Origin of the sequence: Lentzea miocenica (assembly GCF_033949945.1) — a bacterium.
GTDB lineage: Bacteria > Actinomycetota > Actinomycetes > Mycobacteriales > Pseudonocardiaceae > Lentzea > Lentzea miocenica.
Window position 1 is genome coordinate 96447 of record NZ_JAXAVW010000011.1, and the last position, 12439, is coordinate 108885.

Annotated in this window: 13 protein-coding genes; 4 read left to right on the forward strand and 9 right to left on the reverse strand. The window is 71.0% G+C overall.

What is annotated here, in order from left to right; genetic code table 11:
- Positions 1 to 6: 6 nt before the first annotated feature.
- From ribD to SK803_RS15005, 7 genes are all read right to left on the reverse strand, one after another.
- Positions 7 to 990 carry a bifunctional diaminohydroxyphosphoribosylaminopyrimidine deaminase/5-amino-6-(5-phosphoribosylamino)uracil reductase RibD gene (ribD, locus tag SK803_RS14975; protein ID WP_319966722.1) on the reverse strand — a complete coding sequence of 328 codons (984 nt, stop codon included), beginning with the start codon at positions 988 to 990 and terminating at the stop codon, positions 7 to 9.
- A 14-nt stretch (positions 991 to 1004) separates the two neighbouring features.
- Positions 1005 to 1670, reverse strand: a complete 666-nt coding sequence (gene rpe, locus SK803_RS14980) for a ribulose-phosphate 3-epimerase (RefSeq protein ID WP_319966586.1) — start codon at positions 1668 to 1670, stop codon at positions 1005 to 1007.
- Positions 1671 to 1696: 26 nt separating this feature from the next.
- A complete protein-coding gene (locus tag SK803_RS14985; protein ID WP_319966587.1) occupies positions 1697 to 2194 on the reverse strand; it encodes a flavoprotein in 498 nt (165 codons plus the stop codon).
- Positions 2195 to 2330: 136 nt separating this feature from the next.
- Positions 2331 to 3797, reverse strand: a complete 1467-nt coding sequence (locus tag SK803_RS14990; RefSeq protein WP_319966588.1) for an RsmB/NOP family class I SAM-dependent RNA methyltransferase — start codon at positions 3795 to 3797, stop codon at positions 2331 to 2333.
- Between the two features lie 70 nt (positions 3798 to 3867).
- The gene (gene fmt / locus SK803_RS14995; RefSeq protein ID WP_319966589.1) at positions 3868 to 4794 is read right to left on the reverse strand and encodes a methionyl-tRNA formyltransferase; all 927 of its coding nucleotides are present in this window, start codon (positions 4792 to 4794) and stop codon (positions 3868 to 3870) included.
- Between the two features lie 2 nt (positions 4795 to 4796).
- Complete coding sequence (gene def, locus SK803_RS15000; RefSeq protein WP_319966590.1) at positions 4797 to 5345, reverse strand: peptide deformylase; 549 nt, start codon at positions 5343 to 5345, stop codon at positions 4797 to 4799.
- A 48-nt stretch (positions 5346 to 5393) separates the two neighbouring features.
- Positions 5394 to 5543 (reverse strand): hypothetical protein, encoded by a 150-nt coding sequence (locus tag SK803_RS15005; protein WP_319966591.1) that lies wholly within the window; start codon positions 5541 to 5543, stop codon positions 5394 to 5396.
- 120 nt (positions 5544 to 5663) lie between these two features.
- Here SK803_RS15005 and SK803_RS15010 point away from each other — a divergent pair, with 120 nt between their 5' ends.
- From SK803_RS15010 to SK803_RS15020, 3 genes are read left to right on the forward strand one after another with little or no spacing between them, the layout of a single operon-like run.
- Positions 5664 to 6266 (forward strand): RNA polymerase sigma factor, encoded by a 603-nt coding sequence (locus tag SK803_RS15010; protein ID WP_406601535.1) that lies wholly within the window; start codon positions 5664 to 5666, stop codon positions 6264 to 6266.
- A complete protein-coding gene (locus SK803_RS15015) occupies positions 6266 to 7393 on the forward strand; it encodes a hypothetical protein (protein ID WP_319966592.1) in 1128 nt (375 codons plus the stop codon). Before SK803_RS15010 ends, SK803_RS15015 begins: the two co-directional genes overlap by 1 nt.
- 10 nt (positions 7394 to 7403) lie before the next feature.
- Complete coding sequence (locus SK803_RS15020; RefSeq protein WP_319966593.1) at positions 7404 to 7922, forward strand: DinB family protein; 519 nt, start codon at positions 7404 to 7406, stop codon at positions 7920 to 7922.
- Between the two features lies 1 nt (position 7923).
- Here the strand turns inward: SK803_RS15020 and ggt are convergent, their stop codons facing one another.
- Positions 7924 to 9693: a gamma-glutamyltransferase gene (ggt, locus tag SK803_RS15025; protein WP_319966594.1), complete on the reverse strand. Its 1770-nt coding sequence runs from the start codon at positions 9691 to 9693 to the stop codon at positions 7924 to 7926.
- A 65-nt stretch (positions 9694 to 9758) separates the two neighbouring features.
- Between ggt and SK803_RS15030 the strand changes: the two genes are divergently transcribed.
- Positions 9759 to 10229: a hypothetical protein gene (locus SK803_RS15030; RefSeq protein WP_319966595.1), complete on the forward strand. Its 471-nt coding sequence runs from the start codon at positions 9759 to 9761 to the stop codon at positions 10227 to 10229.
- 10 nt (positions 10230 to 10239) lie between these two features.
- On the opposite strand, the gene SK803_RS15035 is transcribed toward SK803_RS15030, so the two are convergent.
- Entirely contained in the window at positions 10240 to 12387 is a 2148-nt protein-coding gene (locus SK803_RS15035) for a primosomal protein N' (protein WP_319966596.1), read from the reverse strand.
- Positions 12388 to 12439: the final 52 nt, after the last annotated feature.

Consider the following 12439-nt stretch of genomic DNA (forward strand, 5'->3'; position numbering starts at 1 on the left):
CTCCTCCTAAGTTTGCGGAACCGCGCTGATCCGCAAGTCCGGTCCGCTCATGGTGACGTCTTCGACGGTCAACCGGACAGCGTCCGTGATGGTTGACACGCCCGCGTCCAGCACCGCCGCGGGACCGTTCCCGAGCAGCGTTGGCGCGATGTAGGCGAGCACGCGGTCGATCCTCCCAGCACGCCAGAACGCACCAGCCACAGTTGCACCACCCTCCAGCAGCACGTCCACCACGCCACGGGCCGCGAGTGCGGCGAGGACGTCGTCCGGGTCGTGCGTGCGCAGGTGTAGCGCGGTGTGCTGGAGTTTGGCTCCATCCGGCAGGTCGCTCATGCCCACGACCACCGGCAACGGCTGGCGGGGCAGCGGCATTCCGTCGGCGTCCCTGGCCGTCAGCGCCGGGTCGTCCTTCCGGACGGTGTTGGCCCCGACGATGATCGCGTCCAGCTTGGCGCGCAGGTGGTGGACCTCCTTGCGGGAGGTCTCCGAGCTGATCCACTGGCTGGTGCCGTCCGGTGCCGCGATCCGCCCGTCGAGCGACGCCGCGTACTTCCACGTGACGTGCGGACGCCCCGTGCGCGCGTAGTGCAGCCACGCCCTGAGGGGCCCGTTGCTGACTTCCGTTGCGAGCAGGCCGCTCTCGACGGTGATGCCGGCCTTTTCCAGGCGTGCCCCGCCGCCCGCCGCCCTGGGGTTCGGGTCGGTGACGGCGTGGATGACGTGCTTGATGCCGGCTTCTTGGAGCGCTTCGGTGCACGGCGGCGTACGGCCGTAGTGCGAACACGGCTCAAGGGTGACCACGGCCGTGCCGCCCTGTGCCTTCGTGCCCGCTTCCTTGAGTGCCATTACCTCGGCGTGCGGACCACCGATCGGCTGGGTGGCACCGAACCCGACGGCTTTGCCGCTCGCGTCCAGGATGACGCACCCGACGGGCGGGTTGGGGCTGGTGGTGCCCCGCACCCGCTCGCTCTCCGCGATGGCGAGCACCATCGCGTCCTCGGGCGTCACGGGGTACCGGCTGCCTGGGCCCGGGCTGCCTCGGCGCGCAGTGCCTCGACGGCCTTGCCGGGGTCGGCCGCGTCGTACACGGCGGACCCGGCGACGAAGCAGTCCACTCCGGCCTGCGCGGCCTGTTCGATCGTGTCGGCGTTGATGCCGCCGTCGATCTCCACGATCAGCTTGAGGTGCCCGGTGTCGACCAGGTGACGTGCCTGGCGCACCTTCTCGAGCACGTCGGCCATGAACTTCTGCCCGCCGAAGCCCGGCTCGACCGACATCACCAGCAGGGTGTCGTAGTGCTTGAGCACGTCGACGTAGGGCTCCAGCGGCGTACCGGGCTTGACGCTCAGGCCGGCTTTCGCGCCCGCGGCACGGAGGTTCCTGGCGAGCTTGATCGGGTCCCGCGCCGCCTCGACGTGCACGGTGACGTTGTACGCGCCCGCCTCGGCGTACTCGATGGCCCAGCGGTCCGGGTCCTCGATCATCAGGTGGCAGTCGATCGGGATGTCGGTCACCTTGAGCAGCGACTTCACCACCGGCAGCCCGAGGGTCAGGTTCGGCACGAAGTGGTTGTCCATGACGTCGACGTGGATCCAGTCCGACGTGGGCACCGAGGCGAGCTCGTCGGCGAGGCGCGCGAAGTCGGCGGACAGGATGCTGGGGGCGATCATCGGCGTGTGGACCACAAGGGTGAAGTCTAGGTGTCCAGCAGGTCGAGCAGCCTGCCGGGAGCCTCGTCAGTGACCACCACGACACCCGCCATGGTGAGCGTCGAGACGTGGGTGTTCCACATCGGGTGACGCCGCTTGTCCGCGTTCGCCTGGGGCATGACGACGACCTTGCAGTTCTCGGCGCCGATGGCCTCGTTGAGAGCGGTCAGCGCCTGGTTGTCGCCGATGCCCAGCGCCAGTTTGGCCACGGAGTTCGCGCTGGCCGGGGCGAAGATGAACGCGTCCGGCGTGGGGTAGGGCTTGGGCTGGCTCGGCATCCTGGGGTTCCAGCGGATCTCCAGGTCCGTGAGTGCCTGCAGCTCGTCGAGCTCGCCGGCCTCTTCGAACCACGGGACGACCGTCGGCGTGAGCGTGATGGCCAGGCGCCAGCCGCGTTGCGCGGCCGGTTCCGCCAGCTCCGTGCGGAACCAGTTCTCGACGCCGCCGCAGCCGCTTGCGACCAGTCCGAGCAGCCCACGTGTCATGCGGACGATCTTAGGTCGGGCGGTCCGGACCCTCTGCCGTCACCCGAACCAGTGAACCCCGAGGCCCATACACCCCTTTACGAGCCGACGGGGCCCGAACCTGTCGGACCCCGTCGCTAGCGTCCTTCACGAGCGCTCAAACAGGGCGTCGCAGCACCGCGCAGAACATCGCGTCGGTGCCGTGCAGATGAGGCCAGAGCTGAACGTGCGGTCCTTCCCCGAGGTCCGGAACTCCCGGGAAGAACTCCCGCGCGTCCAGCACTTCCACCTCGGTCCGCCGCGCGACGTCCGTCACCACCCCGACGGTCTCAGAGAGATGAGGTGAGCACACGACATAAGCAACGACGCCGCCAGGACGCACCAGTCGCAACGCCTCGGTGAGCAGCTCGCGCTGCAGCTTCGTGAGCGTGCCGACGTCGGCGGGCTGGCGCCTCCACCGCGCCTCCGGGCGCCTGCGCAGGGCACCGAGACCGGTGCAGGGCGCGTCGACCAGTACCCGGTCGAACGCCCCTTCGACGAAGTCGGTCTCGAGGCCGTCGGCCACGTGCACGGTCACCGGCAGGCCTGAGGTGAGCTTGCGCACGAGCTCGGCGCGGTGGGGCGCCTTCTCGACGGCGATCAGCTCGCCACCCTCGATGCCGACCAGTGCGGCCAGCAGAGCGGCCTTGCCGCCAGGGCCGGCGCAGAGGTCCAGCCAGCGGTCGTCAGTGCCTCCGTTGTCACCGCCCTCTTCGTCACCACTCAGGAGAGGGGCGCGGGTCAGGGCCAGGGCGCAGAGCTGGCTGCCCTCGTCCTGGACGTTGGCGAGGTGTTCCCGGACGGGCTCGAGATCGCCCGGGTCGCCCGCCCCCGCCTCCAGGTGCACGCCGTAGGGCGAGTACGGCGCCACGTCGCCGCCGGTGATGGCGGCGAGCTCGTCGGCGCTCACCTCGCCGGGACGTGCCACCAGGTGCACGGCCGGCCTGGCGTCGTCGGCTTCCAGGGCGCGCTTCAGCGACTCCTCGCGGCTGCCGAGGGCTTCCGCGAACGCCTGCGCGATCCAGCGCGGGTGGGCGTGGGTGAAGGCCAGGTTGCCGATCGGGTCGGTGTCCGGGTCGGGCGCGAGCTCGTCGACCCAGGCCGCCTCGTCCTGCTCCGCGACCCGGCGCAGGACGGCGTTGACGAAGCCCGCGATCCCGGATCCGAGCTCGGCCCGGACGAGGTCGACGGTCGAGGCGACCGCCGCGTGTGCCGGAATGCGGGTGCGCAGCAGCTGATACGCACCGAGCCGCAACGCGTCGAGCGCCGAGCCGTCCACTTCGGACAGCGGGCGGTCGGAGCACGCCTCGATGACGGCGTCGAGCAGGCCTTGCGCTCGTGCCGAACCGTAGGTGAGCTCGGTGGCCAGGGCCGCATCACGGCCGGTGATGCGGCGGTCGCGCAGCATCTGCGGCAGCACGAGGTTCGCGTAGGCGTCGCGTTGCCGCACGGCGCGCAGTGTCTCCAGCGCGGCGAGGCGTGCCGGGTCCTCCACGGGCGGCCGGGTGGGTCCGGTGCGCCGGCGCGGCGGGTGCGGTCGTTGCGGGCGGGAAGGCTTGGAGGCTCCTCGCGAGTGGCCGGTCATGAGCTGTACTCCCCTGCTCCGGCGCGTACAACGCGCGCCGAGTTGGTGCCGGCCTGCATGTCGGAGCACGTCATGCGATGCGCTCCCCTGCTTCGATGCGCACGCCGCGGGCCCAGTCGGTGGCGCCCATGCGCTTCTTGCCCTGCGCCTGGACCTCGCCGAGGGCCACGGCGGTGGTCGCCGTGCCCACGAGCACGCGCTTGCGTTCGACGAGGATCTCGCCGGCCGGCAGCGTCATGTCGTCCACGGGTGTCACGGGGCCGAGCTTGAGCCGCTCACCCCGGAACTCGGCCCACGCGCCGGGCTCCGGCGTCACGGCGCGCGCCAGGCGGTCGATCGCCACGGCGGGCGTGGAGAAGTCGAGGCGTGCGTCCTCGACGGAGATCTTGGCGGCGTAGGTGACGCCGTCAGCGGGCTGGTCGACGGCGCGCAGCGTGCCGTCCTCGATGCCGTCCACAGTGGACAGGAGGAGGTGGGCGCCGGACTCGGACAGCCGGGTCAGCAGGTCGCCGGAGGTGTCGCGCTCGCGCACCTTCTCGGTCACCACGCCGAACACCGGGCCTGCGTCGAGTTCCTTGACGATGCGGAAGGTCGAGGCGCCGGTGATGTCGTCGCCGTTGCGCACGGAGGCCTGGACCGGCGCGGCGCCGCGCCACGCGGGCAGCACGGAGAAGTGGAGGTTGACCCAGCCGAACTTCGGGACGTCGAGCGTCCGCTGCGGCAGCAGGTTGCCGTAGGCGACGACCGGGCAGAGGTCGGGTTCCAGCGCGCGCAGGCGGTCCAGGAATTCTGGGTCCCCGGCCTTGGCGGGCGTGAGCACCTCGATGCCGTGCTCGTCGGCGAGCGCGCCGACGGGCGAGCGCTCCAGCTTGCGGCCTCGGCCGGAGGGGGCGTCTGGGCGGGTGACCACGGCGACGACGTCGTGGCGGGGGGAGTCGATCAGGGCGCGCAGCGAGGGAAGTGCGACCTCGGGCGTACCGGCGAACACGAGTCGCATGGTCAGCTGGACCTGCCGAAGAGTGGGTGCGGGCTCTGCTTCAAGGTGGGGACCGTACCGTCGAACCACTCGGCCTGCCGGATCTCCCTCATGGCCACCTTGCGCGTTTCGGCGTCGAGGCGGTCGAGGAACAGCACACCGTCGAGGTGGTCCGTCTCGTGCTGGATGCAGCGGGCCAGCGTCTCGGTGCCTTCGACCTCGACGGGCTCACCGTGCATGTTCCAGCCCTTGGCCACGACGTGCAGGTGGCGCTTGCAGTCCCACGACATGCCGGGGATGGACAGGCAGCCCTCGGGCCCGTCCTGCATCTCCTCGCCGACCACGTCCCACGTCGGGTTGACGAGGTGTCCCGCGAAGCCGTCGCAGTGGTAGGTGAACACGCGCAGCCCAACGCCCAGCTGGGGCGCGGCGAGTCCCGCTCCGCCCGCGTCCTGCATCGAGTCCCACAGGTCCTTGACGAGGGTGCGCAGTTCCTTGTCGAAGTCGATGACCTCGACAGCGGCGGTGCGCAGCACCGGGTCGCCGAACAGGCGGATGGGTTGGACGGTCAACGCGGTGCTCCTCGTGGTGGACTGGGTGCCAGTCTACGAGGAGTGCGGTCAGTGCTCGGACGCGCTGCCGAGGAAGATCACGCTCACCAGCGCCACGAGGAAGTGGCCGGTGAACCGCAGGCCCGTCAGCACGGGGCGCAGCAGCGCGTGGAAGTCGAAGTGGGCGGCCGGGGCGCGGGTCACACTGTGCGTCGTCATGCCATGAACTGTGCCGTTCGCGCAGGTCAGCCCACATCGGCTCGGAGTATCGACCCTGCGTCCGCCCGAGGTAGGAAGATCGGGTGCAACACTCGGCCGGAAGGTGGACACCTCCAGGTCATGAGGCTGATGCGACCGAGCTGGGAGGGGGCGGCCGCCGTGCCCGACGACGCCCTGTCGGACGCCGAACTGTGGGCACGGGGTGACGAGCAGGCGTTCGGCGAGCTCTTCGACCGTTACGCCGAGGCGGTGTGGAACCACGCCTACCGCCTGACCGCGTCCTGGTCGACGGCGGAGGACCTGACGTCGGCGACGTTCATGACGGCCTGGCGCCGCCGCGCCCAGATGACCCTCGTGCGGGACAGCGCGCTGCCGTGGCTGTTCACCGTCGCGGGCAATCTGGCGCGCTCCGAGTTCCGCCGCAAGGAGAGATTCACCCGGCTGCTGCTCCGCGTGCCCCGCAACGACGTCCAGCGCGACCACGCGGACGATGTCGTGTCGTCCCTCGACCACGAAGCCCGGCTCAGCCAGGTGCTGCAGGCCGTCGAACGCCTCCCCCGCGCCGAACGGGAAGCCGTGGAACTCGTCCTGCTGGGCGAACTGAGCGCCGCGGAAGCCGCGGAGGCCCTGGGCGTGGCCGAGGTGAGCGTCCGCTCCCGCATCTCCCGTGCCCGCACCCGCCTGCGCAAGGTGCTCGCCGACGACACCCTGGAGGTGGAGTGATGACGATCGAACTGCCACCCCGTCGCGCACTGCCCGCGGACGTCAAGGACCGCATGCGCCCGGTCTTCACCGAGACCCGGACCCGTCGTAACCACACCCCGCTGGCCGTGGCCGCCGGCGTCACGCTCCTCATCGTGGGCGGTCTGGTCGTCACGCGGCCGGCAGCCGACGAGGCCGACCCCGGCCGCGAACGGGTTGTCGCTCCTTCGAGCCAGGACGTGGCCCGCTGCCGCGCCGCGATCGACGACCAGGGCTGGTCGTCCACCGAGATGGTCGTTTTCGGGCTGCGCAAGGTCCTCGTCGGCGAGGACGGGCGCTTCTGCGAGCTCACCCTCTCCCGTGCCGGCGTCGCGCCGCCGGGCTTCCAGCCGACCCGGTTGGAGGCGGGCTCGGTCACTTACCGGTCCAGCAACGTCATCGCTGGTGTGCCTCCGCTCGGCACGCGAACGGTCATGGCCCGCGAGAACGTCGCCGGAGTCCCCCAACGCTCTTCCAGCGGCATCGCCACAACCGACTTCTTCATCGTGCACACGTCAGCCACGATGCTGACCAACGAGCTGGTCTTCGACGACCAGGCTGTCCCCGTCCAGAGGTTCACGTCAGGGTCCGAGGACAGAATCACGGACAGTTTCGAGAGTGGCGACCATGACCCGTGGGCACCCGTGAACGTCCTCGCCAGGTGCGTCGACAACGCCTTCAACAACAACAGTGCGACCGTCGACGAGCTTCGAGGATGGGAGCCGCTCCTGGCCGCGGGCCTCGATCGGCGTCGCGGGATGCTGATCGCCCACCGCGGACATCAGGAGTCGGCGACCTGTGCGGTCTCAGAGCCACATCAGAACGGCCTGTCGCTGATCCGCGCGGCACCCGCGGACCCGGACGCCACCCTGATCGTCGACAGCTACCGAACCGAGTCCGAAGTCTTCCTCGCCGCGCGCACCACCCGCTCCGCACGCACCGTCGAGGTGTCGGCCTCAGGCACCACCACCGTGACCGCGGAGGTCACCGACGGCCAGTTCCTCGCCACGCTGAACTTCACCGGCGGCCAGCCGTTCTCACTCAGGAACGTGCACGTCGTGGCCCGAAACGCCGCAAATGAGGTCGTCTTCGAAGGTTCCATCGGCTGATCATGTCCCCATGACCTGGATCGCACCCGAAGTCGAACCTGCCGACGAACCACTGCTCGGCGCCGAACGCCCGATGCTGGAGGCGTGGCTCGACCGCCATCGAGCCACCTTCCTGGCCAACTGCGCCGGGCTGACCGGCGCACAGCTCGCCACGGCGTCCACCCCGCCGTCGAACCTGACCCTGCTGGGCCTGATCCGCCACCTGACCGACGTGGAGCGGGTCTGGTTCCGCAAGCGTCTGGCGGGCGAGGACGTCAACGGCCGCTACAGCTTGCCCGGCACCTCGGGCGGCGCCTTCGAGGATCTCGACCCGGCCCGCGCCGAGGCCGAGTACGCCGCCCTCCTCGCCGAAATGGCCGAGTCCCGCATGGCGGTCGCCACGCGGGACCTCGACGACATCTTCGTGCACGAGCGGGTGGGCGAGATCTCGGTGCGCTGGCTCTACATCCACCTGATCGAGGAGTACGCGCAGCACAACGGCCACGCCGACCTCATCCGCGAACGCGTCGACGGACGCACCAACAACTAGATCAACCCACCTTCACCACGCGGGCCGCGCCTCCGCCGCGCCGCGTCGGCTCGGCGACCGCGCGCCAGCGGCCGTCCGAGGCTCGTTCGACGGCCGTGGCGGCGCCGATCTCGGCGTTCTGGCTGAACTTGTGTCCGATGGCCTGCAGGCCCGCGGTGGTCGCGGCGGCGATGAACTCCGCCTCGGCCGGGGTGGTGGCCGCGTTGCGCTGGGAGGCGCGTGGGGCGGCCACGGCGTCACGCAGGGACATCTTGCGGTCCAGGCGTGCGGTCAGGATCTGCGTGACGGTGGTGATGATGGTGGAGCCGCCAGGCGAGCCCACGGCGAGGAGGACCTTGCCGTGGTCCACGACGATGGTCGGGGCCATGGACGAGCGCGGGCGCTTGCCGGGGCCCGGCAGGTTCGGGTGCGGGACGCCGGCGGTGGGGGCCACGAACTCGAAGTCGGTGAGCTCGTTGTTGAGCAGGAAGCCCCGGCCGGGGACGACGATGCCGCTGCCGCCCTCCGCCTCGATGGTGAGGGTGTAGGCGACCACGTTGCCCCAGCGGTCGGCCGTGGTGAGGTGGGTGGTGCGCTCGGCGTCCTCGCGCAGTGCCGAGAGGCCGGCGGTGGCCTCGCACGCCTTGGGGTTGCGCGGGTCGGCGGCCGGTTGCGGTGCGGGCAGCACGGCGTCGGGCTTGATCAGGCACGCGCGGCTGTCGGCGAACTTCTGCGAGAGCAGGCCGTCGGTCGGCACGCGGGAGAAGGCGGGGTCGCCCACCCAGCGCAGCCGGTCGGCGAACGAGAGCTTCGTCGACTCGATGAAGCGGTGCAGGTACTCGACGTCGGAGACCTTCGCGAGGTCGGTCGACTCGAGGATGTTCAGCGCCTCGCCGACGGTCGTGCCGCCGGAGGACGGGGCCGCCATGCCGTAGACGTCGAGGCCGCGGTAGCGCGTGTGCGTGGGGTCGCGGCGTTCGACCTGGTAGCGGGCCAGGTCGGAGATCTCCATGGCGCCGGAGCGGACGTTGCGGGTCGAGCCCGGCACGACCGGCGGTTTCTGCACGGTCTTGACCAGGTCACGGCCGACCGCGCCGCCGTACAGCGAGGCCAGCTCCGTGCGGGCCAGTTCGCGGTAGGTGTCGGCGAGCTGCGGGTTGCGGAACGTGCTGCCCACGGCGGGCGGCTGGCCACCCGGCAGGTAGAGGTCGCGGGTCGAGGTGAAGTCGGCGAAGCGCGCGGCGTTGTTCGTGATCTGCGAGTTGAACGTCTTGTCGACGACGAAACCGCGCCGTGCCAACGCTTCCGCGGGCGCCATGGCCTCGCGCAGGTTCAGCGTGCCCCACTTGCGCAGCGCCTGCTGCCACGTCTTGGGCGTGCCGGGCACGCCGACGGACAGGCCGCTGGTCATCGCCTCGGCGAACGGGAGCGGCGTGCCGTTCTCCACGAACAGCTGGTCGGTCGCGGAGCGCGGCGCGGTCTCCCGGCCGTCCAGAGTGGACACTCGACCGGTGCGGGCGTCGTAGTGGACGAAGAAGCCGCCACCGCCGATGCCGGCGCTGAACGGGTCAGTCACGCCCAGCGCGGCGGCTGTGGCGACGGCGGCGTCGACCGCGTTGCCACCGCGGCGGAGCACGTCGATGCCGATCTGGGAGGCGTCGGGGTCGACGCTGGAGACGGCACCGCCCCAGCCGACCTGCTCGGGCACCCGAGGTGGTGGTTCCGCCGCCTCCGCGTGAGCGGGAGCGACCAGTACGACGGAGAGCGTCAGTGCGGCAACCGTTCGCAACATGCGGAAACTTCTACTCCGTTGCGACCAGATGGCAACCTTCCTTGATGAAGGCCTAAGGTGCGGATGTGTCGATCGATCTTGACCGGTTGCGAACGGATTTCGCGAACATCCCCCTCGACGAGTCGGACCGCGAGGAGGTGCTGCACTTCCTCCTGCGCGAACGCCGGGACGGCGACGCGGACCTGCTGCGCCATCTGCTGGCCGCCGAGACAGCGGCCCACCACGAGGGCTGGGGCCTGAGCGAGTCGATGGTCCTGGCCGCGCTGCTGCTGGCCGAGTGCGGCCGCGAGGAGGACGTCTGGACCCTGTGGGAGGCCAAGAACGCCTCGTTCGACACGATGGCGGGCATCGACGGCTTCCTGTTGTTCCCGGCGGGCATCGCGGGCACGACGGCGCACGTCATCGCGAACGAGAACCACCCGGAACGCGGCGACCTCATGACCTACCTGAGCGAGTACCTCGAGTACGAGAAGCTGACCGACGACGACATCCGCGAGCACATCGCCGGCCTCCGCTCCCACTACGCCCAGCCTTAGCGGACCAGCCCTAGAGGACCTCGAGCGGATCGAGCTTGATCCGCACCAGCTCCTGCTCCTTGCGGGCCGTCCGCACGGCCTGCGCCTCGGCGAGCACGGCGGCCAGCTGCCGCCCCTCACTCCGCGCGACCCGGACCAGCGCCCGTTCCCTGGTCTCGTCGTCACCCAGCGGCACCGGCCCGAGAACCTCACCGGTCGGCGGCAGCCGCAGCTCGTCGAGCAGGGCGTTCACCGCGTCCGGGGTGCCGTCGACGGTCGCCATCCGCACCGCGGGCGGAAACCCGAGCTCGGTCCGCGCGGCCAGCTCGGTGGAGGCGTGCCACACCGGGTCCCAGCGGACCAGCGCCTGCACCGGCGTGAGCGACGAGTCCGCGATGACGACCACCCGCCCGTTGCCCGGCCGCACCAGCCCGGCGGCGGTCATCCAGCGCCGGAGTGCCTCCTCGGACGCCCTGAGGTCCGCCCGCCCCAGCAACGCCCACCCGTCGAGCAACAACACCGCGCCGTAGCCACCCTCGGCCACCGGCTCGGCGCCCGGTGTCGCCACCACCAGGGAAGGCCTGCCCGGCACCTTGGTCAACACCTCGTCGGCCCCGCTGGTCCGCACCGGAAACCCGGGGAACGCCCGCCCCAGCTCCTCCGCCGTGCGCCGAGCCCCGATGATCTGCCCCCGCAGCCGGCGCGACCCGCACGTAGGACAGCGGAACCCGGCCTCCGTGGCCGCACACCACCGGCAGTACGCGGGCTTGGGCGAGCCGTCCTCCATCCCGCCGGGCAAAGCCAGCGGACCCGCACAACGCCGGCACCGAGCCGGACCACGGCACTGCGCGCAGGCGAGCGCGGGCACGTAACCCCGACGCGGAACCTGAATGAGCACCGGCGAGTCGGTGAGCGCGAACCGGGCCGCGTCAAAGGCGATGGACGGAAGACGCGCGGTACGGGCCGCCGAGTCCTTGACGTCCTGCCACTCGTTGTCGCCGACCGACACCACACGCGGGGCGATCGCTCGAAGCGTCTCGCGCGACGCCACGATCTCGTGTGCCCATCCGGTCTCGACGAGCAACTGCGCCTCAGCAGTACGGGCAAAACCACCGATCAGCAGCGCGGCACCGGACATGTGCGCACGCTGCACCAGCACATCGCGCACGTTCGGATACGGCGACCGCTGCTCGACGTGAAGGTCGTCACCGTCGTCCCACACGACCAGCAGTCCGGGGTCCTTGATGGGAGCGAAGGCCGTCGCCCGCGTGCCGACCACAACTCGGGCCACGCCCCGGCGCACCGCCAGCCAGCGCTTGTAGCGTTCGGACGGTCCCAGGTCGGCCGACAGCGTCACCACGCCTTCGATGAGACCGCCGCACGCCTCGGCGACCCGCGCGAGGTCGCGATGATCGGGGACGACGATGATCACGCCCTTGCCGGTGGAGGCGACCGCGGCCGCCGCCTCGGCCAGGCGAGCGGGCCAGTCCTCGGACGGCAGGGCCTGCCAGACGGCGTGGGCGGGGCGGCCTTCGCGCAGGGCTTCCAGGTACTTGGGCCCGCGCGGGTAGCGCGACCAGGCGTCGGCGGGGACGGGCGGCAACTGGGAGCGCTCGGGCAAGACCGCGTGGGCGGCGTCCGATGCCTTGTCCTCCGCAGGTACCTCCGCCGGTGCGGCGGAAGCGTCCGCGGGCGTTTCGGTCGCCGCGGGCTCCACCGGCTCGGCGTCGGGCGAGTGCTTCCCCACCCAGGCCGGGACCTGGGGCAGCGGTGGCGGTTCGGGGGACGCGGCTGCTTCCGCTCTGGCGTGGCGGGGCGGGATGGCCAGGCGCAACACGTCCATCATGTTGCCCGCGTACCTGTCGGCGACGGCGCGGGCCAGGGCGGCGATCTCCGGGGTCAGCACCGGTTCCGGGGAGACGACCTTCTCGATGAAGGCCAGCTTCTTCCCGTATTCGGAGCTTTCCGCCCGCTCCAGCAGGTAGCCGTCGACCAGCTGGCCCGCGAAGCGGACCCGGACCCGGCAGCCGGGCACGGCGGCCGAGTCCAGTTCGGACGGTACCGAGTAGTCGAAGGGGCGGTCCAGGTGGGCCAGCGGCACGTCCACCACGATCCGGGCGACCGGCAGCGACGCCGCGGGGACTCGTTCCCCTCGTCTTGCTCCGGTCTTCGCGCTCATGCCTCCTGGTGTATCAGACAGCCCCGACAGTCACGCGTCGCGGCTCACCGAA